Source organism: Celerinatantimonas yamalensis (genome assembly GCF_046054155.1).
GTDB lineage: Bacteria > Pseudomonadota > Gammaproteobacteria > Enterobacterales > Celerinatantimonadaceae > Celerinatantimonas > Celerinatantimonas yamalensis.
This window is the reverse complement of the sequence record NZ_JBEQCT010000002.1, coordinates 323,446-346,044: the sequence shown is the minus strand read 5'-3', so window position 1 is coordinate 346,044 and position 22,599 is coordinate 323,446. Positions and strand designations below refer to the sequence as shown.

Annotated in this window: 20 protein-coding genes; 6 read left to right on the top strand and 14 right to left on the bottom strand. The window is 47.4% G+C overall.

The window, feature by feature from the left end; genetic code table 11:
* Positions 1 to 3: 3 nt before the first annotated feature.
* From ABUE30_RS06110 to ABUE30_RS06090, 5 genes are all read right to left on the bottom strand, one after another.
* Positions 4 to 3,150, bottom strand: coding sequence for an efflux RND transporter permease subunit (locus ABUE30_RS06110; protein ID WP_408622828.1), 3,147 nt, complete (start codon positions 3,148 to 3,150; stop codon positions 4 to 6).
* A 3-nt stretch (positions 3,151 to 3,153) separates the two neighbouring features.
* Entirely contained in the window at positions 3,154 to 4,320 is a 1,167-nt protein-coding gene (locus ABUE30_RS06105; protein ID WP_408622827.1) for an efflux RND transporter periplasmic adaptor subunit, read from the bottom strand.
* Positions 4,321 to 4,470: 150 nt separating this feature from the next.
* A complete protein-coding gene (locus ABUE30_RS06100; protein WP_408622826.1) occupies positions 4,471 to 5,709 on the bottom strand; it encodes an ATP-binding protein in 1,239 nt (412 codons plus the stop codon).
* Complete coding sequence (locus ABUE30_RS06095) at positions 5,706 to 6,407, bottom strand: response regulator (protein ID WP_408622825.1); 702 nt, start codon at positions 6,405 to 6,407, stop codon at positions 5,706 to 5,708. Before ABUE30_RS06095 ends, ABUE30_RS06100 begins: the two co-directional genes overlap by 4 nt.
* A gap of 112 nt (positions 6,408 to 6,519) precedes the next feature.
* Positions 6,520 to 7,896: an aminotransferase-like domain-containing protein gene (locus tag ABUE30_RS06090; protein WP_408622824.1), complete on the bottom strand. Its 1,377-nt coding sequence runs from the start codon at positions 7,894 to 7,896 to the stop codon at positions 6,520 to 6,522.
* A gap of 108 nt (positions 7,897 to 8,004) precedes the next feature.
* Here ABUE30_RS06090 and ABUE30_RS06085 point away from each other — a divergent pair, with 108 nt between their 5' ends.
* Positions 8,005 to 8,904, top strand: a complete 900-nt coding sequence (locus ABUE30_RS06085) for an EamA family transporter (protein WP_408622823.1) — start codon at positions 8,005 to 8,007, stop codon at positions 8,902 to 8,904.
* On the top strand, positions 8,904 to 9,095 hold the full coding sequence (locus ABUE30_RS06080) for a hypothetical protein (protein WP_408622822.1): 192 nt from the start codon (positions 8,904 to 8,906) through the stop codon (positions 9,093 to 9,095). The genes ABUE30_RS06085 and ABUE30_RS06080 overlap by 1 nt, the downstream gene beginning before the upstream one ends.
* Positions 9,096 to 9,152: 57 nt before the next feature.
* Here the strand turns inward: ABUE30_RS06080 and ABUE30_RS06075 are convergent, their stop codons facing one another.
* Entirely contained in the window at positions 9,153 to 10,145 is a 993-nt protein-coding gene (locus ABUE30_RS06075; RefSeq protein ID WP_408622821.1) for a ketopantoate reductase family protein, read from the bottom strand.
* Between the two features lie 655 nt (positions 10,146 to 10,800).
* On the opposite strand from ABUE30_RS06075, the gene ABUE30_RS06070 reads away from it, so the two are divergent.
* From ABUE30_RS06070 to ABUE30_RS06060, 3 genes are all read left to right on the top strand, one after another.
* On the top strand, positions 10,801 to 11,118 hold the full coding sequence (locus ABUE30_RS06070) for an antibiotic biosynthesis monooxygenase family protein (protein ID WP_408622820.1): 318 nt from the start codon (positions 10,801 to 10,803) through the stop codon (positions 11,116 to 11,118).
* Between the two features lie 113 nt (positions 11,119 to 11,231).
* Positions 11,232 to 11,645: a GNAT family N-acetyltransferase gene (locus tag ABUE30_RS06065; RefSeq protein WP_408622819.1), complete on the top strand. Its 414-nt coding sequence runs from the start codon at positions 11,232 to 11,234 to the stop codon at positions 11,643 to 11,645.
* A 277-nt stretch (positions 11,646 to 11,922) separates the two neighbouring features.
* Complete coding sequence (locus ABUE30_RS06060) at positions 11,923 to 12,855, top strand: LysR family transcriptional regulator (RefSeq protein ID WP_408622818.1); 933 nt, start codon at positions 11,923 to 11,925, stop codon at positions 12,853 to 12,855.
* Here the strand turns inward: ABUE30_RS06060 and mdcH are convergent.
* The 8 genes from mdcH to mdcA all read right to left on the bottom strand — a co-directional run bounded on the left by mdcH (position 12,843) and on the right by mdcA (position 19,998).
* Entirely contained in the window at positions 12,843 to 13,772 is a 930-nt protein-coding gene (gene mdcH, locus ABUE30_RS06055) for a malonate decarboxylase subunit epsilon (RefSeq protein ID WP_408622817.1), read from the bottom strand. The genes ABUE30_RS06060 and mdcH overlap by 13 nt on opposite strands.
* Positions 13,769 to 14,404 carry a malonate decarboxylase holo-ACP synthase gene (locus tag ABUE30_RS06050; protein ID WP_408622816.1) on the bottom strand — a complete coding sequence of 212 codons (636 nt, stop codon included), beginning with the start codon at positions 14,402 to 14,404 and terminating at the stop codon, positions 13,769 to 13,771. The genes mdcH and ABUE30_RS06050 overlap by 4 nt, the downstream gene beginning before the upstream one ends.
* A gap of 80 nt (positions 14,405 to 14,484) precedes the next feature.
* On the bottom strand, positions 14,485 to 15,450 hold the full coding sequence (locus ABUE30_RS06045; RefSeq protein WP_408622815.1) for an AEC family transporter: 966 nt from the start codon (positions 15,448 to 15,450) through the stop codon (positions 14,485 to 14,487).
* A 72-nt stretch (positions 15,451 to 15,522) separates the two neighbouring features.
* Complete coding sequence (gene mdcE, locus ABUE30_RS06040) at positions 15,523 to 16,332, bottom strand: biotin-independent malonate decarboxylase subunit gamma (RefSeq protein ID WP_408622814.1); 810 nt, start codon at positions 16,330 to 16,332, stop codon at positions 15,523 to 15,525.
* Complete coding sequence (locus ABUE30_RS06035; protein WP_408622813.1) at positions 16,332 to 17,162, bottom strand: biotin-independent malonate decarboxylase subunit beta; 831 nt, start codon at positions 17,160 to 17,162, stop codon at positions 16,332 to 16,334. Before ABUE30_RS06035 ends, mdcE begins: the two co-directional genes overlap by 1 nt.
* Positions 17,155 to 17,454 carry a malonate decarboxylase acyl carrier protein gene (gene mdcC / locus ABUE30_RS06030; RefSeq protein WP_408622812.1) on the bottom strand — a complete coding sequence of 100 codons (300 nt, stop codon included), beginning with the start codon at positions 17,452 to 17,454 and terminating at the stop codon, positions 17,155 to 17,157. Before mdcC ends, ABUE30_RS06035 begins: the two co-directional genes overlap by 8 nt.
* A gap of 7 nt (positions 17,455 to 17,461) precedes the next feature.
* Positions 17,462 to 18,337: a triphosphoribosyl-dephospho-CoA synthase gene (locus ABUE30_RS06025; RefSeq protein WP_408622810.1), complete on the bottom strand. Its 876-nt coding sequence runs from the start codon at positions 18,335 to 18,337 to the stop codon at positions 17,462 to 17,464.
* A complete protein-coding gene (gene mdcA / locus ABUE30_RS06020) occupies positions 18,337 to 19,998 on the bottom strand; it encodes a malonate decarboxylase subunit alpha (RefSeq protein ID WP_408622808.1) in 1,662 nt (553 codons plus the stop codon). The genes ABUE30_RS06025 and mdcA overlap by 1 nt, the downstream gene beginning before the upstream one ends.
* A gap of 604 nt (positions 19,999 to 20,602) precedes the next feature.
* Here mdcA and ABUE30_RS06015 point away from each other — a divergent pair.
* Entirely contained in the window at positions 20,603 to 22,519 is a 1,917-nt protein-coding gene (locus tag ABUE30_RS06015) for a methyl-accepting chemotaxis protein (protein ID WP_408622807.1), read from the top strand.
* The last annotated feature ends 80 nt before the right edge of the window (positions 22,520 to 22,599 follow it).

Genomic DNA, 22,599 nt, shown 5'->3' with positions numbered 1-22,599 from the left:
CGATTACTCCTTATCTACAACCTGATGATGGTGTTCTCGGAAAAGTCTGCGGACCACCACGAAAAATACTGGAACCAAGAAAATCGCTAAAATAGTCGCTCCAAGCATCCCACCACTCACTCCGGTACCAATGGAATGACGGCTACCCGCACCGGCGCCTGTACTAACAACTAATGGTAGTACCCCGAAAATGAAAGCCAATGAAGTCATCAGAATGGGCCGCAAACGCATCCTGGCTGCTTCCACGACGGCACTGACAATATCTTTCCCCTGAGCTTGCAGATCTTTGGCAAACTCAACAATCAGAATGGCATTTTTCGTCGACAGACCAATAGTCGTCAGTAATCCCACTTTAAAGTAGATATCGTTCGACAAACCGCGGCAATCGGCCGCAATCAATGCCCCCAGTACCCCAAGGGGAACGACCAGAATAACCGATAAAGGAATCGACCAGCTCTCATAGAGACCTGCTAGACACAGGAAGACCACCAGCAGTGAGATCCCATACAGATAGAGTGACTGCGAACCGGCCATACGTTCTTGGTAAGACTGCCCGGTCCACTCGATGAGATATCCCTTAGGCAGTTTGGTCGCAATATGCTCAATTGCCGCCATTGCATCGCCCGTACTATAGCCAGGAGCACTTTGAGCGGTCAGCTCCATTGAATCTGAGCGGTTATAGCGCTCCAACTGTGGTGGGCCATAGGTCCAGTGACCGTTGGCAAAGGCGGAGAAAGGCACCATATCGCCATCATATCCATTACGGCTACTGGCAGTGGCGCTACTAGTACGTACATACCATTGATTAATATCGCTTGGCATCATTCGGTATGGTGCATCGGCCTGGACATAGACCTTCTCAATTCGGCTACCATCGAGGTAGTTATTGACGTAGCTCGAACCAAAAGCTGTTTCCAACGTGTTATTGATATCGGAGATCGATAATCCCAGAGCCTTCGCTTTTTGGCGATTGATATGCACATGATACTGCATCGTATCTGGCAGCCCAGCTGAGCGAATCATCCCCAAAGCTGGCTCTTCATGTGCCATAACCATCAATTGATTGCGGACTTTTTTCAGAGCGACGTGTCCACGACCTGCCAAGTCTATCAGCTCAAAGTCAAGACCACTTTGATTCCCCAGAGCATGAATAGCCGGAGGATTAATCGCAAAAATCTGGCCAGCAACATCTCCACCAAAATGGCGGTTAGCCCGACTGACAATAGCCGATGCACTTTCATTGGCACCTCGTTTCGACCAGTCTTTTAAGGTTACAAACGCCATTGCGTTGTTTTGTCCTGAGCCATTGAAATTAAACCCGATAAGTGACACCATTTTTTCAGTCGCGGATTCTTCTTTTAGAAAATAATGTTCAACCTGCTTCATCAACTGGCTCGTTTTGGCGATAGGTGTGCCAGCTGGGGCAGTAACCATGACCATCACATTGCCCTGGTCTTCATCGGGCAGATAAGAAGTTGGCATGTTGATATAAAGATAAACAACAATCGCAACCATCACCGCATAAATGACCAGACTCAGTTGGGAGCGGCCAACCGCATGTCGTACTCCGTTGGTATAACGATGCAGAGTGCGATCAAAAATCCGATTGAACCAGCCAAAGAAGCCCCGATTATGACGCGTCTGGGCACCGCTTTTGAGTAGTGAACCACACAGCGCTGGGGTAAAGGTCAAAGCCAGAAAGACAGAGATCAGCATGGCCGACACAATTGTGACCGAGAACTGCCGATAAATCTCCCCCGTGGAACCGGAGAAGAACGCCATCGGGATGAATACCGCCGTCAATACAGTCGTTACACCAATCAATGCGCCGGTAATCTGAGACATCGCCTTGGTCGTTGCTGCCTTGGCCGATAACCCCTCCTCATGCATAATGCGCTCAACATTCTCCACCACCACAATAGCATCATCGACCAGCAGCCCAATGGCCAATACCATAGCAAACATCGACAATACGTTGATTGAGGAACCACACAGTTGCATAACACCCAGAGTACCCAGCAGCGCTACAGGCACAACGATGGTTGGAATTAGTGTCGCCCGGATGTTCTGTAAAAACAGATACATCACTAAAAACACTAGGACAATCGCTTCAAACAGTGTCTTGACCACCTCTTCAATCGAAATTTTTACAAACGGGGTAGTATCATACGGGTAGCTAACAACGACATCACTCGGTAGCTGCGCGGTCAGCACTTTCATTTCTTTTCGAATAGCGGTCGCTACTTTCAGCGCATTTGCACCAGTGGCTAGTTTAATCGCCAATGATGCGGCAGTCTGACCGTCGTAACGAGATGCCGAAACGTAACTGTTGGCGCCTATTTCAACACGCGCAACATCCTTAAGCAGCACTTTCGAACCATCACTATTAACCCGCAACAAAATATTTCGGAACTGTTTCGCACTGCTCAGCAACGAATCGGCCGTGATAGTTGCATTGATCGCTTGCGTATTTGTGGCCGGGGCGCCGCCCACCTGTCCGGCAGAGAGCTGAACGTTCTGATTACTAATCGCATCGTCGACATCAGTGGTGGTAATCCCAAGTGCTTTCATTTTGACCGGATTAAGCCATACCCGCATGGCATGTTCAGGGCCAAACAATGAGACATCACCGACACCGTTCACCTGAGTAATCGGGTCTTCCAGCTGTTTGGCAATAATATTTCCCAAATCAACCGAAGAGTAGCGATTATCCTTAGAAGTCAATGAGATCAGCATCAAAAAGCTATCATTGGATTTGGAAACCTCAATGCCTTCATTTTGAACTGTCTTAGGAAGCGATGATTTGACCTCATCGACCTTATTCTGAACCTGCACCTGAGCCGTATCTGGATTAGTTCCCTGCTTAAAGGTCAGTGTAATCGTCGCTTCGCCAGCGTTATTACTCTTAGATGAGATATATAAAAGGTTATCAATGCCACTCAATTGCTGTTCAATTACCCGCGTCACGGTATTTGTAATCGTTTGAGCAGAAGCACCCGGATAGGTGGCTTTAATCCGTACTGATGGTGGCGCGATATTGGTAGGATATTGCTCTACAGGCAATGAGGTTAAGGTAAATGTGCCTGCCATCATAATAATAAGGGCGATAACCCAGGAGAGGATAGGTCGATGAATAAAAAACTTCGCCATCAGTTATGCTCCCTGTCCGGATTTGGCCACGGCCACCGGCGCACCTTCAACGAGATGGCTAAATCCCTGTGTAATAACCTGTTCGCCTGCTTTAATGCCTTGATTAATTACCCAATCTCCCTGATAAGCACGTTCAATTTGAACGACGACCTTATGCGCCCTACCATTCACAACCGTCCAGACACTGGCCTGACCATTACTGGCACGTTGAACAGCTAACTGAGGAACCAAAAAGACATTCGGTGAGAGACCATCATTGAGTGTTGCACTCACAAACATACCAGGGAGCAGCAAATGTTGTGGGTTGGGGATCTGAATACGTAATGTAATCGAGCCAGTGGTTGCATCCACATCTATACCAGAGAACAGCAGCGTTCCCAGATGTTGATAAGTAGAACCATCAGCCAGTATCACTTTCACTTTAGCCTGCTGTTTGCCGCTGAGTTTTCCCTTGCTCAGAGCTTGATGCAATTGCAGCCATTGATTACTGGATCGAGTTACATCCAAATACATTTGATCATAATTGTAAATAGTCGCCAGCGCTGTTGTTTGCGCATCGGTAATCAGAGCGCCTGGCGTGACCGATGATGAGCCAATCCAACCACTAATCGGCGCGCTAATCCGACAATGTTGCAGATCAATCAGTGCAGACGCAAGTGCTCCCTGATCGGTTTTTACCAGCCCCTGATACTCAGCTACGCTAGCCATTGCATCGTCGTAATCCTGCTCGCTGACTGCTTTAATTTTAACCAGTTTGCTATAGCGGAATGCTTTGCTTTTAGCTGCTTGCAACTGGGCTTGAGCTTGTAACAGCGTCCCTGTTGCCTGCTCATAGGTTGCTCGATAGGTCGCATCATCGACCTGATAGAGAAGCTGGCCGGCTTTAACCTGCGAACCTTCTTTAAATAATCGTTTTTGGATAATACCCGCAATCTGTGGACGTACCTCAGCGGTGTATAGTGCTGACAAACGGCCAGAAAGCATCGTTGTTAATGGAATGTTTTGAGATTTAAGGGTGACGGTCGTCACCGGAGTAGCAGCATGTTGATAAGCCGCTTGTGCGCTGCTGGCTTGCGCCTGTTTCTGACAACCGCTTAATGCCAGCGATAGCGAAATTAGCAGTAACGTGGAACCGACTCGTTGCCGTTTAGAAAGAACACTGGATAACATCAACTAACACCATAAAATAAAATGGAATTTACGTGAGTAAACTATAGTTAACCTGGTTATTCTTAGGCTTAGTGAACTATTACACACCTTACTAGCCGTAAGGCTACTTCTTCCTATAAAGGCTCTTGATAATCGTTCAATCTATCTTGATTAAAGAGGAAATGTCAGTTGGATCTCAAAATGGTCCGGTTGGCGGCTGGCTTGGATCTCACCTTGTAGGTAATGAACCAGTCGCTGAACGATAGCCAATCCTAAACCACTGTGAGCACCACCGCGGGATTTATCCAAACGAACAAATGGTTTCACGCCTGTGGACCACTGCTCTGGACTCATTCCATGACCATGATCGATGACTTTGATCACTAACCGATCTGCAGTAACCTGAGTCTGCAAAATAATCGGCTGTACTCCGTAGTACAATGCATTATCGATTAGATTAATTAAAATGCGTTCAAGTTCTTGTTCAGGCAAACAAACCGTTTCATCGCTTTGCAAATCTAAACTTAATTCCATCGATTCCCTATAGCGCTGAGACAACTGCTGGCAAAGCAAATTAACCGGAACCGGTGCTGAATGCTCCGGCGTTTTCGAAAAATCGATAAACTGGCGAATTAGCCTGGATAAAGCGACACAATCTTTCAAAAAACCAGCTTTTAACGACTCATCATTAAGCAGATTGGCACGCACCTGCATCCGGGTCACTGGCGAACGAAGATCATGAGCCATTCCCGCCAGCATAATCGCTCGTTCTTGCTCAAGCTGATGCAGGTTCTCTGTCATCTCATTGAACTGCTGCATAAGGGCCGACAGCTCCTGAGGGCCAGATGGCTGCAAATGGCTGGGCTGACCATTCTGACGAAACAGACTGGCAGCGTGTGACAACTTACGAATAGGACGACGTAGCTGCCAATACAACAATAAACTCGCCACTATCGCTAGTAACAAAATAACAATCAAGGATGTATCAAAATTCTCCTCTGGAATACCAAGGTCAGATGCATACAACCAGAAACCTAGTCGACGGTTTTTGACCCAAGCGTTTCCCGAACGTTTATCTAGCACCAACAAATAGTCAGGTCCTAACTGTTTACTGAGTAAATTTTCGAATGGCCAGTGACGCGGCTGACAGTGATTGGGACAGCGCGTTAACAGCGCTGAGCTCGGGGCAATGTAGGTAATTCCGTACTGACTTAAAGTGCTTCGCTCAGCTGGTATCGCCGCAATCTGAAATGCAACCTGTACAAACTGCGCATCCCGCTGACTACCATGTTGCCCCAGGCGCTTATAGACTAATATAATAATTGTAAGTTGTACGAGCGCAACCAAGGTAATCATCAGCAATGCTGAACGCCCCAGTAATGAGTTTAACTGGCGAAACAAATGTCTCATAAGGGGTGATCTTGCAGGATATAACCGATACTACGCACGGTTTGCAGATAAATCGGTGCTGACGGTTCTGGCTCAATAACTTGTCGAAGTCGCCAGATAGGGACATCGATTCCCCGCTCGGTAATATCAGCATACTGCCCATAGATTTCGTCAATCAGCGTTTTCCGAGAAACATTCTGATTGAGATTTTTTGCCAGCACTTCCAGGATGCGATATTCACTCGTCGGCAATTTAATAAGCCGTTCTCCCATAAAAAGGGACTTTTGCTGACAATCTAGGACAAAAGGACCGAATGTGATCTGGGGCTGACCAAATTCCCGTTGTTGATGATGACGCCTTAACACTGCATGAATACGAGCCAATAGCTCCTGAGGCATATAAGGCTTGCCCATGTAATCATCGGCACCCGCTTCTAGGCCCATGATCCGGTCAATTGGCTCATCTCGCGCAGTTAACAAAATCACTGGAATGTTCTCCCCCTGTGCACGTAATATTTTCAAAGCGCTCAGACCATCGACCCCCGGCAACATCAGATCCAAAACAATAATCGAGGGGCGTTCTCGGTCAATGCGCTGGCGCAGATGATTCGCATCATGTAATACCGAAAAATCGATGCCATGCTGATGAAAAAACTGCCGCAACAGATCACGGAGATCTTCATCATCATCAACTAATAAGACCTGAATCGGGAAATCCATGCGCTTCCTTTTTAAATAGGGGCCAATACGCTCGTGTTATGCATTATATGTTCTATAACGAATAGACTGAAAAGATAAAGACGATTTTTGTAAAGAAGCGTCGACGTCATCGTCATCCGGCAAGCTGCTCCAATAATCGCTGTAGCGAATGCTCTGCTTCGCTCTCTGGCAGCAGTGGATAACCGAAATTAATCCGCAAGCAATCACCATAGAGCTCGCGGGTGGTAAACTGAGCGCCGACCTGAATATCCAAAGCTGGCTTTTCGCCGTCGGCGACTAACATGGTGGTATCAATATCTGGCAGTTGCACCCATAGTACCAATCCACCTTGTGGCTGACTGATTCGAGCAGCAGCTGGTAGTGCTTGTGCCAAACGATGGCGATAGTCTGAACATTGGCTACGTAGCTGTTGGTTGACTCGTTTGAGATAACGGCGATACAAACCGCTGTCCAGATAATCTGCTACGGCATGCTGAATGGGTGTTGCTACGCCAAAACAGCCACTTTGCGTATCGGTTAGCATAGCGCGAAGGTAACGACTAGGTATGCACCAACCAAGCCGATAGGCTGCTCCTAACGTTTTAGAGACTGCACCACACCAGATCAAATAGCCGCCAGTATCATAGTATTTGGCAGGTAGAGGATTAACACCGCTATGGCTCAGTTCCAGATAGACATCATCTTCAATCACCGGGATCTGATAACGGTTGGCCAGCATCGCTAGTTGCTGCTTTTGCGAAGCGCTCATAGACACCCCTTGAGGGTTCATATGACTGGTACAAAAGAGTGCTGCCTGGATCTGTCCCTGTTTCATCAGTGCCTCCAGTTGCGACAAATCAACTCCATCGCTCATTGATGGGATCTCAACCACCTGGCGTCCCATCTGCGCGAGTAACTGCAATAGTCCGTTATAACAAGGAGAGCTGATAGCCACGGCATCACCCTTGTGAGTACAGATATTCAACGCCCGGCGCACGGCATCCATCGCACCATGGGTTATCAGCCAGTCATCCGGCTGACTGATCAACCCTTGCTCCGCAAAATGCGTCGCCAATGCTTGGCGCAAGAATAACTCTCCTTGAGCTCTTGGATACTGATTCAGCTGTCCCTGCAGGCGTTGATGGGCCCGGTTCAGTGCTTGTCCCAATTGTTTGGCTAATATAGGGTCGGGCCCCAGCCGGGCATAACCCAATGGCCCATCTGCAATCGTGGGTGGCTGAAGAACACTATCTGCCAGCCTAGGTTGCCCTTGAAAGTAACTCAATTCTGGGCTATCCCGCTGGCAAACATCCAGCACAAAATATCCTGATTGAGGTTTAGATTCGATCCAACTGTGTTGTTCCAGATACTCAAAACATTTCAGCGCAGTCGTCATACTGACCTGATGTTGACGAACCACCTGACGCAGCGATGGCATCCGGCCATAGGCTGGCAACTGCCCAGCCTCGATAGCACCCATAAAGTGTTCAGCTAATTGTCGATAGAGCATATATTTCCACTGTACCCTTTAAATATTTTAAAAATTGTAACTGTTATCTTTTAGCGTTGCCACCCACACTGAGCAAATCATTTTGTAGTACTATTTAAGGTGTAATCTATGCAACGACGCCATCAACTACTGACTTTATTGGTTATGGTTATTTGGGGGTTTAATTTTTCAGCCATTAAGTTAGCTGTCACTGGTATCAATCCGCTACTGATGACGGCGCTTCGTTTCTCTTTTGCAACACTACCACTATTGGTTTTTATACCCCGACCTGCCGTTTCCTGGCGCTATCTGTTGGGGTATGGGTTTAGTTTCGGCGTCGGAGTCTGGGGGATGGCATCATGGGCTATGAGTATGGCTTTAGATCCGGGGCTGACCTCCATGATTGAGCAGCTCAGTGTAGTGTTTACCACTCTAGCCGGATTGTGGCTGTTTCGCGAAACACTCAGTCGTTACCAATGGCTGGGCATTACAATGGCAATTGTGGGTGTGATTGTACTGGTGGGGCTGCCCGATCACCCGCCGGCATTACTGGGTTGTCTGCTACTACTGATCTCAACACTCAGTTGGGCAGTCGCCAGTTGCCTGGTCAAGCGAGCTGCACCAGCTAATGTTTTTGCATTTAGTTTGTGGGGAATGGCGATGGCACCGCTACCCCTGATAGGGCTAACCTGGCTGATCTTTGGCGGGGCGCCTTTCGTTTCACTGGTCACTCATCCTCCGCTGAATTCCCTGTTGGCGGTTTTATTTCAGGCCTATCCGACCACTTTGTTCGGCTACTGGGTGTGGAACCATATGCTAGTGCGCTACCCGCTGTCGGTGGTCTCGCCGTTGATGCTGCTTGTTCCAATATTCGGTGTGCTCGGTGGTGTTTGGTTCTACCATGAACCCTTTGGCTGCAGCGCCGCATTAGGCGGGGCGCTGATGCTCTGTGGCGTGGTTCTGGTGACTATCCCACTGCGCTGGTCATGGCTGCGTAAAATCAGCAAAGCAACTTTCAATTTGTCTTAATGCAGTCGAATCGTTCAGATATGCAGCAGGTGGCACAACTGCTACAACACCGAACGATTGAAGCGAAGATATCTGTTGCGCTTTTGTTATCGGATTGTACTCACGGGCATACGCTGATGGAAACACATCAAACCCTTTGCCAGTTTCGCTGTGTATTTTTATTGCATCAGGGACGGGCCCAAGCTATGTGAGCCACCATTATCAATGGCAAAACAGACCCATGTCAGCCATTCACGGCGGCTTCATTTTCACATCGATGATGCACGGTTTTGCTCATCCATAAAATGAGCAAGGCCCAGGGTGTGACGAGTAATGGGCATATCCAGACCGACTCGCTGCGCCAGTTCGACGACTGCATCGCCAATGGTGGCAAGTTCCAACGGCCGGCCAGCTTGGTAGTCTTGTAGCATCGAGGTTTTAAATTCACCCATTTCAGCACCCATTTGCATAAATGTCGGTGGATCAAACGGTATGCGCGCGCTGTAAGCGGCTGCGACGAGTAGTGTCTCATTGAGAATTTGTCGCGTGAGTGGGGCCAGCTGTGTGGATGAATAAATTTGTGACAGTGACGCGCCACTAATGATTGATAGCGGGTTTGATGTTAAGTTAGCGATGATCTTCGTCCATAACGGATCGCGGATATGATCGCTGGCGCGTGCTTCGATACCCGCATCCTCAATAAGCTGGCGTACACGGAGTAATCGCTCGCTGCTCTGATGGTTTAGTTCACCGACCGTAAGCAGGTGCGGATTGGTCGACTGGACTTTGGCTGGCGCCTGAGTATGTGCTGTCATGAATGTGACCGCCCCAATCACTTGCGATGCGGGCAATAATCGCTCGATGCGCTGATCGGGGTCGACGCTAGTTAATGTGATCTCATCGCCATGTTCTAGACCATGAAAGTACCACCATGGAACCCCGTTCACGAGGGGGATCACAATGGTATCGGTGGTGATCATCGGTTGCAGTGTTTCTAGAATATCCGCAAGTGCCGGAGCTTTAGTACAAATAAAGATCAGCTCTTGAGGGCCGAGTTGTTGTGGATTGTCACTGGCATGAACGGTTGCATGGTGGTAGCCGTCGAGATCAGTCAGCTCAATGCCTTGTGTTTTGAGGGCGGTTAACGTGTCACCGCGAGCCAGTATATTCGGAATGAGCCCCGTGGTGGCTAAGCGAGCAGCTAGCGTACAGCCGATAGCACCGGCGCCAGCAATACAGATGCGGGTAAAGTTATGTTTCATAAAATATCCATCAGAGGGACTGGCGTGATGCACCAAGTCGTTATGTTGTATGATCGCTGCTAGTTGGTGGCCTTCCAGTTTGCGGTATATTACCGTGCTCAATGCAAACTAAATGGCTAAGAATAACGCTGCTTTATTATCATATCGATTGGAATGATCGCTCAGTTGATCCGAGATAATTCTGATCGACTGATGTGCCCCGTGATATCGACATGACTTGAGTGTGCCAGTTATGTTCGAGCAAGAATATAGCACTATTGGCTTTATGCTAAAAGAGTTGCTTTGATGGGTTCAAGGCAACCATGAAGCGGTTGATGGCAGGCCATAGGGTGCTTCTTCTTTACCTAAAACGAGTTTATCAGCCTGTTTTTATATCAAAGCTAGAGGGGGAGCCAATTTGCTATGCGTTCACGCCTCCTCAGCCGCAATTTTTACAGCAAACAGGTATACGATTTGGACAGTGGCGTCTTCTTGTTAGATTATTGCACGCTTTAAATTTGTTGAGTCAAGGTGGGCGGGTCGGGTATCCAAATAGTAGCGCTTTTATTGCTACATTCAATAAACAAGTGTTTGGTTATATGCTCGGTCAATACCAAGCTGATTGCGATTAAAAATGAGCTTGGTATTGTGTCTACTTTTGTTTTAAGGATCGTTGATGACATCAATTGCAAATACGCTTAAACCGCCTTATTACGCGGTGATTTTTACATCACTACGTAGCGATGATTCGAGTGGCTATGATGAGATGGCTGTGCGCATGGCGGAGCTTGCCAAAATGCAACCTGGATTTCTTGGCATTGAGTCAGCTCGCGAACAAATCGGTATCACGGTTTCTTATTGGAGCGATCTCGAATCGATTAAGCAGTGGAAAATGAATGCGGAGCATCTAGGTGCGCAGCAACTGGGGCGTGAGCGTTGGTATCGTTCATTTAAAACCCGCATCGCTAAAGTAGAGCGAGATTATGAGTTTTAAGCGACGATTTTTTGCAGCTTTCAATGGCGTATAACTCAGCGATTTGAACACTATATTATTGATGCGTTTTTCTGAACGTGTCCGCGCTAATTGAATGGGACAAGGAGGAGACGATGGACATTCAACCGATTCGTAGTGAACAGACATTGGCGATTCGCCAGCAAGTGTTGTGGCCACAGCTCAGTTGTGATGCCTGCAAATTGGATGATGATGAGCGCGGTTGTCATTGGGGCGTGTATATCGAGCAACAGTTGGTGAGTGTCGCGTCGGTTTTTATCGATGGAGATAGCGCTAGGCTGCGTAAATTTGCAACGCTTGCAACCTATCAGCGCCAAGGGATTGGTTCCGCATTATTGGGCCATATTATGATGGCTCTGCGCCAGCAATCGATTGATTATTTTTGGTGTGATGCTAGAGCCTCTGCTTGCGAATTCTATCAGCGTTTTGGCCTAACTGTTCAAAGCGAGCCATTTTATAAATCCACGATCCCCTATTTTAAAATGGGAATCACCCTGCAATTGTCTTAATTGTTCGCTATTCCATTGATTGTATTTGGCGTTACAGGGCAGCTTTAGTGTCATAGATAACCGTTTCTCAGCGTTATTGGTTAGGCGACGCTAAGCGCTCATTTTAGCGAAAGCGGTAGAAAATGATGATGTCAAGCACACTTGCTTGGTGGTTATTCATGTACAATAACGGCCGGTCCAAGGGCCATCAGTTGGTAACAATTGCCTCTATATCAGCTCGCATTGCTGCAGCTTAGAATATTTTTAGAACACCGCTTCACTCAAATAAGGATGCGTGATGATCGATGCGGAAATTACCTTTCGTAAGTTGGAGATCTTTCTCTGCTATATGGAACAAGAAACCATAGGACGAGCCGCCGCAGAACTGGGACTAAGTAACGTCAGCGTTCACCGCGCATTGCATTCACTGGAAGAGGGGATGCGTTGTCCATTGTTTACGCATAAAGGCCGCAATTTGGTGCCATTGCCTCAAGCTTATCGATTAGCTGAGCATGCGCAAATTGTGCTCAATCAAATGCGCCAAGGGATTGATGAAACGCGCCAGTTAGCCGGAGTTGGGCAGGGGCGGATCCGCATCGGAACACTTTATTCGCTCACGCTAGATACGGTGCCACGGCTATTAATGGGGCTCAAATTACGTCGTTCTGATCTAGAAGTCGATTTAACGATGGGCTCCAATAGTGATCTACTCCATCAGTTGGAACATCAAAAGCTCAATGCTATTTTAATATCTGTGAGTGATACGGTGGTCGATCCTCATCAATTTGAAATTTTGCCGTTGTTCCAAGATAAGATCTATTTGGCTGCTCCGAAGACTAGCACTTTAAATGATCGCCGAGCCGTTGACTTATGTGAACTTGAACATGAGAGTTTTGTTTCCTTGAACGAAGGTTTTGCCACCTACAATGGTTTTCAAGAAGCGTTTAAAATTGCCGGCTTTAAGCCCAAAATAGCCACCCGAGTCAACGATATCTTTTCGATGGTGAATCTTGTGCAGGCAGGTGTTGGCTATACGTTGCTTCCTGGCCGGCTAACCCATGCATATCGCGATTCGGTTAAAATCTTAGAACTTGCGCCAGCCTATCAAATGCGTCAAACCATTGCCTTAGTGTTTGCCCATAATCAAGAACTCGACCCTTATCTACTGGCCCTCGTGGCGGAAGGGCGGATGTACGCCCGTCGCCGAGAAGAACTCGATCAGCGTGATTGAAGGGTTCGCTGCACCAGCATTTGAATCGTTTCCAGAGCGGTTTGTGACATAGATAGCGCTTCGCCTGCGGGCATTAGTGGTTTGGTTAAGCGAGTGAGAACTGAACCTGGCGGGCATTCAATGGCCAAGCGAACATCACGTTGATAGGCGCTGACCATCGCATCATACCATTTTACTTGGCGGGCCATATTAAACGCTAAATCATCGGCGATAGCCTGCGGTTGCCAAAGGACTCGTCCGCTGCTGCCACTGAGGTAAGCACAATATGGACGCTTAAAGCTGACTTGCTCGATGAGTGCAAATAATTCCTTAGCGGGTTGCTTGAGTAGTTCACAATGTGAGGGCACACTAACCGCTAGCTGCTGACCGCCTCCGCCCTGCAAAGAAGCTTGCTCTATGGCGAGCTGCATGGCATCTTCACGACCTGCGACCACAAGTTGCTGTTCCCCATTGATATTGGCCAGATAAAGAGGCAAACCTTGCTGCTGGATATCAGCCACAATGTGTTCGACTTGGGGTTGAAATAATCCTTTGATGGCGGTTAAACCATATCCACTTGGATAAGCGTGTTGCATGAGTTCGCCGCGCTTGGCGACAAGGCGTAGTGCATCATCAAAATCTAATGCGCCGCAAACTACCGCCGCGGCAAAAGCGCCAATTGATAATCCACAACTCATATCTGGGATAATGTCGGCGTTACGTAATTGCTGACTATAAGCGACTCCGCTGATAAGTAGGCACAGCTGTACGGCGCGGGTTGATGCGAGCGCTTGCTCGTTATCTAAGCGAAGTACATCCTCTCCCAGCACTTTACTGGCGTGTGCCAATAATGCTTGGGTTTCTGTTGCTTCTGGAAGTTGATGCAACATGCCTGGATATTGCGGCCCTTGACCTGGAAAAGTAAAGAGAACCTTCATTGTGCCTCCTGAGGATGTGTGGTCCATGGATTGGGCGATAAAAATGGACCATGGGCGCTTTTGACCAATAATTGATTGGCTCGTTTGATCCATTCATTGAGTGCGACGCCGCCAGCTGGCGTTTCTAGTTGAATATCAACGCGTACCTTCAGCGTCTTAATCAATGCTAAAAGCTCGCTAAATTGGCTTAAATCAGGCTCGGTTGGGGTAACAATGCGAAGGTCTAAATCACTTTCAGCACGCATTACCATTTCATGACTTGCCAGTGAGTAAGCACAGCTTCCGGTAACCCCCCAAGGGAGCGGCCAATGCATTGTGCTCAGCGCAATTAAGCTCTCTATAACGGGCACATCATTCCATTCATAGCGTTGCCAGTATCGTTGCTCAATGAGTGTTTCTGGGGAAAGGACATCAATAATGGCATCGGTGTCAATCCAACAAGCGTAGCGTTGACTGCGTAGCTTGCCTCGGATCCCTGCGGCTATTTTCCCTGTTGGGTTTATATCGCGGCGGATCACCAGTGGTTTATCACACTGCCAAGCTTGCCTGACCCATTGCGGTAAGTTTGAGTCAAAGCTTAAGGCATCTGCTGATTCAATCCAAACAAGATCATGGGGCGCGTAGCGGGGCATGTGAGAGTCCTTATCCAGTCATTTTATACACCACAAACAAGCTATTCATTAGGCTTGTTTGTGGTGGGTGAAACGAACGCTTAGTGGATCATGCCAGATGTCATCGAAATAAACAGTGGCAAGGTGATGATTGATAGCGCAGAGCTTAACAGCAGCGTGGCTTCAGCATCAGGTGATTGCACCCCAAAGCGGTTGCCAAATACGACACCAAAAAAGCCTGCTGAAAGCGCGATCATTAAGATAGCTGTTACAGCAACTGATGGTGAGATACCAAAGGCGATAATCAATCCCCAAGCGATAAACGGTTGGATCAAGTTTTTAGTGAGACAAGCCACAATGACCGTTTTATTAATTTTCAGCGTACGTGCGGATAGAATCACACCGGTTAAGAATAATGCAGCACCTGTTGCGGCAATTCCCATCGGTTTAATCGCATGTAAGACCAATGCGGGAACATGGATACCGATTGCTGAAAGGATCACTCCTAATAATGGGCCAAGTACAATGGGTTTTTTCAGTGAACGCCACATTAACACAGGCAGTAATGACAGACCGTTGCCTTGAATTGTCCCGGCTGCGCGTGATTTTTCGCGTTCTAGGATAAGTAAGCAAAATGGCGTCATCAGTACTGAGCCACACGCAATTGATACCGCAACGGCCAGCGATGTACTCGAACTGCTACCAAATACGCTACCTAAAATAGGCAGGCCTAGCGCAGCGAAGTTAGGCAGTGCGACCGTTAAGGTCAGGACCGCTGAATCTTGAGCTGACTTTTTAAATACTTTAGTTGATATCAGGTAAATAGCGCCATAGGCTATCCACATAGATAGGGTTAATACCACGATCAATGACCATTGATCGACAATACCTGACCATGGCGTTCTAGCTGTGGCGCTGAACAGTGCCGCTGGTAACGCGAAGTCCATCACAAAAATGTTCAGTAGGGAGACATTTTTGTTGTCGACCATTTTGGCTTTACCTGCCCAAAAACCTAGTAGCATAATGACAAAAATAGGTGTTAAGGCATGAATAATTACATAAGTCATAAATAGTTACTCATCAAAGTATGGGGATGTCAGCAATACTGACATCCAATAGTTATTGTTGTTTTGTTAAAATTAGTCAGACCATTGCTGGCGCATCAGCTCACGGACGGTGCTTGATGAGCGCCGATTGTCAGCCCCCAGCCGGTTAGCCAGTGAAGGCCCAGCTAGACGAGCGTCTTTGATCTGAGTGACTAAACTATTGCGGATGGTGGTTAAATCTTGGTCACTAGGTTGATCTGGATGACTCACTTCAAGCAACTCATCTAACAGCCCTAAACTGGCATAATTTTTAATGTCATAGGCCATTGGTGGAATGGTTGCTGCCAATTTTTCCAATGATTCAACACTTCGTAATGTGATTCGCGCAGCGGACTCTTTACCCATTGCGTGCACTTCAACAAAATTGTCTTTGAGTGCAATCAGTCGATTAGCTTGATAACCATGGGCCAAAAAGGCACCTGACATCGCTTTACCAACAATCAGGCCAATAACTGGGTGTCCAGCAAGGCGTGCTTTTGCATAGGCGCCTGCAGCACCGGCCAGCGATTGGTGAATGGCAAACCCTTCTTCACGGCGACCATAAGCTTGGCTAGGGACATCGATAATAGCCACAATCGCACGTTTTTCTGCTTTGTCAGCATCGGCTTGGATCGCTTCTGTGACGGCTTTGGCTAGATTCCATCCTTCAAGAATACCAACTTGACCGCCTACAGCGCGTGGAAATTTATTGTTCGCATCGGCAACAACTGCGATAAAGCGGGTTGTTTGTTCGCCCAGCAAGATGTCAGCGACCTGTACTGAAGGACAAAAATCGCGATTGCATGGCTGACCGTCAGTGAGCTTTTCAAACCACAGAGCGCCGCGAGTTGATTGCGTAGTCATTAGCATTCCTCCTGTTGAAATAGCGCTTTAACGCTTTGCCCATCGATCTGCTGGCCATCGTATTGAGCAAATTTATTCAGATAGTCACTGTAGCGATCCGAGCGATTCGAAGTCGGTAGACCTTCGTCAATAAAGGTATTTACTGCGCTGATAATTTCCGCTTGCGAGTCAGTAACAAACTTGTCAGCAAAGCCTGTATGAGCGCGAACATCACCCCCTGTCATACTCCAGATAAAGGGACGATCACGGGAATCATATTCGCTAATACCCGCTTCTTGTTCGATCACCTGTGGCCCGTTGAGTCCAAGGCGTGCTTCACGAGTGACAATCAGTTTTGAGCAAAGCCCAGCTGCAATTGACATCCCGCCAAAGCAGCCTACGGTTCCTGCAATCACACCGATGACAGGAACATAACGACGTGCATCCACAATCGCTGCGTGAATATCGGCAATGGCTGCTAAACCTAAGTTGGCTTCTTGCAGGCGAACGCCGCCCGTTTCTAAGATCAAAACGACCTGAGTGGTTTTCCCTTGGCGGTTATCTTCGGCGGCTAATTCAATGGCACTGGCCATTTTTGCCCCAGAAACTTCGCCCATACTGCCACCTTGAAAGTTGCCTTCAATCGCGGCAATGACGGTGGGTTTGCCATTGATTGTCCCTTTAGCAATCACCATGCCGTCATCTGACTGGGGGGTGATTCCTTGCGGTTCTAACCAAGGTGATTCGATCTGATCAAACGGCCCTAACAGCTCGCGAAAACTACCTTCATCAAGTAGTAAACGAGCACGTGCGCGAGCACTAAGTTCGATAAAACTTTGACGTTTATTCACCTTTAGCCTCCTCAAATGTTTGCTCTATACGTAACCGTGCAACGCCAGGTGTGGCGCCTGAATCATGTATTGTCAGCTTGCCTGCTGGTAAATCAGTCGCGGCGCTGATCCGCTCGAAGAGGTGGCGCCAAAGCATGGTACTGTTCTCTTGCGAGGTGATAATCGCGACTTCAAGTTGCTGACTGTCGGTTGGTTGATACAAGGCTTCTAGATCGCCTGAAGCAACCACGCCAACTTGTACTGATTGAGACAACGAGTGAGTTGCCGGAAAAGTAAATTTGATATGTTCCATAGCACCCTCAATTTGGGTTGGTTAATGGGGTGGGGGTCAGCCCATCCAATAACAAAGTTGCAGATAATAGATCGGCGCTGCCACCAGGCGAGATGTAATGGGTCAGCATGATCTGTTCGAGTTGGTCAAAGCGCGTTTGGCCATGGATGGTTGCCATACCACCAGCGTCCAATACCAATGAAGCCGCGCGCTGCATTGCGCTGAGTGCATCAGTTCCGCCTCGCGAGAGAACGCACGTATCGGTCAGTGAAGACATCATCGAGAGCAGTGCATCCACACGGGCTTGTGATTCATTCGCGCCATGTTGACGGCTGAGATGCAGCTGCGGTAAACCTCGGTTGATGATCGCAGGGAAGCCTAATTGAGCTTGTTCTTTCGCCCCTGGGATCCGATAACGTTGGCTGGCACATTTGCCTTTACTAAAGCTCTGTGGCTGCATTGGGTCACCAATGCTAGCCATGGTAGCTGCGCCCTGAGTAATGTTAAGTGCTCTCTCGTATTCGCCGCCCAACATCGCGGCTGAGCTCACGAGTAAACCGAGTGCCCAGATGGCGCCACGATGGGTATTGACCCCATGGGTAACGTTCATCATGGCTTGTTCGCCAGCCCGACCAATCTTGCCGATTTCAAGACGTAAAGCGACATCCGCTTGACGCTGCCAACTGACTAATGCCAGTTCATAGAAGGTTGCGCTCAAGCTATGTGCTGACGCTTCCATCAGATCTAGGCTCAAATCGTGATGCGCACCGCTACTGCGTTGATCGACCAGCCCTGGCTTGGGCGTGAGGTTCACTTCATCAAGTAGCGCCTGAGTCGCTCTTTTAGCGAGCTGCTCAGCGAGATCCATCGCTGGATCAGTATCGATACGAGAGATAAAAAACATTACCAGCTCCGGAATTTCGCGGGTGGCTGATAGAGTCCGCCAGAGCATTCAACCAACTCAGAAATACTACCGGCCGCTAATAACGAGCGGGTGGCATCACTGCGGCGTATTCCTAAATCTTCGGGATAGACAACTTTGCCTTCAGCGCGCAGTTGGCTGACTCGTTCACGACTGATGCGCATTCCAATATCGGTAATGCCGGCAACGGCTGCAATCATGTCACGACGTTCTTGCTCTGATTTTGCCATATACAGATAAGCGATCCCTTCTTCGGTCAGCATATGTGACACGTCATCTCCGTAGATCATCACTGGAGCTAAAGGCATCCCGGCTTGTTTTGCAACGTCGATGGCATCGAGCTTGTCAACAAAGGTTGGTTTATTGCCCGCTTGATGAGTTTCGACCGCTTGCACGACCAGTTTACGACCGCGTGATAGAGGTGTTGGTTCTTGGATCAGATCGAGCCACGCTGGGGTTGCATGACGACGACCGTGTGGATCATGACCCATATTTGGCGCGCCACCGAAGCCTGAGATCCGCCCGCGAGTAACGGTTGATGAGTTACCATCAGCGTCGCATTGCAAGGTCGATCCGATAAACATATCGGCAGCATACTGACCCGCCAACTGACACATGGTTCGGTTTGAACGCATGGAACCGTCGGCACCAGTAAAGAAAACATCCGGACGTTGGCTAATGTAATTTTCCATGCCCAGTTCACCGCCAAAACAGTGCACGGTTTCAACCCAGCCGCTTTCAATAGCTGGAATTAAGGTTGGGTGAGGGTTCAATGTCCAATGTTTACAGATTTTGCCTTTTAAACCTAATTGCTCACCATAGGTGGGTAGCAGTAGTTCAATGGCGGCTGTGTTAAAGCCAATCCCATGATTGAGTGACTGGATATTATGTTTGGCGTAGATCCCTTTAATCGCCATCATGCCCATCAAAATATGAATGGGTTTGATCAGGCGAGGGTCACGGGTAAATAGTGGTTCGATAAAGAAGGGTTGATCCGCGACGACGATAAAATCAATCCACGAGCCTGGAATATCAACACGGGGCAGATCATCTTCGTCATCGACCAGTTCATTGACTTGCGCAATGACAATGCCATCTTTAAATGCTGCAGCTTCAACTAAGGCTGGGGTATCTTCGGTACTAGCCCCTGTATATAAATTGCCTTTCTTATCCGCTTTAAAACCGGCAACTAGCGCAACATTGGGGATTAAGTCGACATATAAACGAGCATACAATTCGATGTAGGTATGAATGGCGCCAATATCGAGCAAACCATCTTCAACCAGCTGCGAAATTCGTAGACTTTGAGGACCGGAAAAAGCAAAGTCGAGTTTTTTAGCGATCCCTTTTTCAAATAGATCCAAATGTTCTGAGCGGCCGACGCTTGGCATCACCATATGCAGATCATGGAGTTTTTCGGGGTTAACTGCAGCCAGCGAACGAGATAAAAAGTCAGCTTGTTTTTGGTTGTTGCCTTCCATCACGACACGGTCATGGGGGGCAATGAGTTTTTCTAGCGCGGGAATAATATCGTCAGTGGCGAGTATTTTGCCATCACACATTGAGCGAACTGAGTCAATACGGCGTTTTTTTTCGATGCGCCGAGTATTCCACTTACGCGCCGACGTTGTACTTTGCGGCATTTTAAGTCTCCTCATTTAGTCAACTACAGATTTCTATTTTTAGGTAGGGATCTGTATAAGATGGCTAAAGTTTAATCGCCTAAAGGAGAATGCATCAATAACGTGCAGGGTAATACTATTACTCTTAGAGTAATAATTGTTATTTCTATCGATCACTTACAGTTAGTATAAATACATTTCATGAATCATTTATATAGAGGTTATATCTATCATTAATTAAATTAATACACTGTTATATAATGATTATATTTCAATTTAAACCGACTAAAAACAGGATAATAGTAAATTTAGGCGGTGGCTATACGCGTTAGATTTGATTTTACTTCACGACTCAAACGTTAACATATATTGATCCAGATCATGATTTTTTAATGATTTAAAAATCATTAAATTTTATTTGTCACTATTTCTCTGGCCTAGAAGTGATTATGATCAGGCAGGCCAACCAGGCATTATATCGTTGCCATCGCATAAGGGGGCGTTTATTCTCGAAATCCTAAAATAACCGGTTGATTGGAATGAATAGGGTGAAGAGGCTGGGGTCTCGGTATGGTTTTCATACCAAATATTGTTTGAGTTAAGTGAAGGGATGATAGGGTCAGTTATGGGTCTTTTTAAGAATATGAGTATTCGCAATAAAATTATTGCCGTGATCGCTTTGGCGGTTATTTTATCCACCTTCACTGTTGGGGTGATGGTCCAGCAAGACAGTAAGGCGATTGTCCGCCATCGTTTATTGGAAGTGGAATTACCCAGTATTTTAGATAAATTTTCTTTAGATATTGATCACCAAGTTGAGCTACTACTGGCCGCCAGCCAGCAATTTGCGAATAATCAATTTGTTGAAGCAGTATTTCATGATGGTCAAGTTAGCGCGTCTGATCAGACGCATCTGGTGGCGCAACTGCAGCGCTTGCGTCAACAGTACGGATTATCGGATGCGACCATTGCGAGTCGTCAGTCTGCCAATTTTTGGAACCAAGATGGTTTTTTGCGGCAACTGAATCATCAACAAGACAGCTGGTTTTTTGACTTTATTCACTCCGATAAGCCAACCATGGTGAGTATGTTTCAAGAAGCGAATGGAACCGTGAAAATGTTTGCCGATTATCAACAAGTTGATGGTAAGTTGATGACTAGTGTTGGTAAGTCAATGAGTGAGATGGTGGCGCTGCTTAACCGCTTTACTATTGAAAAAACCGGTTATGTGTATCTGATTAATGCTAAAGGCGAGATTCAGATTGGGCGTCCAGCCATTAAGTCTAGTAAGTCGATTCAAGCACTCTATGCTGATAAAGCATCGACATTGCTCAATAAAGATAGCTTTAATCTTATTAAAACCACTATTGATGGAAAATCATTGTTTGTCGCGAGCCATTATGTGCCATCGATGAATTGGTTTGTGGTGGGGGTGGTTCCTGAGCAGGAAATATTTGCAGATATTCATCAGATCACCATGCAGATTATGATAACCACTCTGGTTGTGGTTCTGATTTTTATTGGGTTGGCATTTGTGTTAGCCAACGGGATTGCAAACCCGATTAAAAACATTGCCCAGCGTTTCCGTGATCTAGGCAATGGCGGCGGCGATCTATCGCAGCGTTTAGACGTCCAAGGGCAAGATGAGATAGCCTTGCTTAGCGAGGGTTTTAACGCGTTTGTCGCGCAGATCCAACAATCGATCATGGCGGTGGCTCAAACCAGTCAAACTTTGCAGCAGGAAGCTGAAAGTGTTTCGCTAAAATCGGCTATCACCCATGACAATAGTCAGAATCAACATGAACAATCATTGAGTATTGTCACCGCGATGAATCAGATGGGCGCGACTATTAGCGAAATTGCGAGCAATGCTGCGACCGCCTCCGATACGGCTAAGCAAGCTTCATTGCATACCGAGCAGGGTAGAGAAGTCATCAACCAAACGAAAGATGTGATTCATCATCTGGCGCAAAGTATGAGCAATGCTGTAACGCAAGTACAGCAGTTGGCGAGCACAACCCGCGATATCGGTTCTATTCTAGATGTGATTCAAGGGGTCTCTGATCAAACTAACTTGTTGGCACTCAATGCTGCCATTGAAGCTGCGCGTGCGGGTGAACATGGCCGAGGCTTTGCAGTCGTTGCTGATGAAGTGCGTAATTTAGCCAAACGGACCACCGAGTCAGCCGCGCAGATCCAAACCATGATTAGCAAACTGCAAGCCGATAGCCAGCAGGCGGTGGATGCCATGCAAACCGGTCAACAGCTCTCTGAAAAAGGGGAAAATACGACGGAGCAGGCTGTCGCTGTGCTTGATGATATCTATCGCTTTATTCAAGATATGAGCGATGTGAATAGCCAAGTTGCGACGGCCACCGAAGAGCAAGCAACCACAGTAGGCAGTATCAATCAAAATATTGAAAGTATGAGTGAACTCAATACCAAAACGACGCATACGGCCGAAGAATTAGCGCAGGCGAGCCAAGAGCTGCATGAACTATCCGACCGATTAAACAAGTTGGTCGGGCAATTTAATTTGTAAGGCATATTAGCAAGTACTGGGATTGTCTATTCAATATATAATCCTAGTGCTTCTTCTGACCAGCCACCATTATTTCTCAT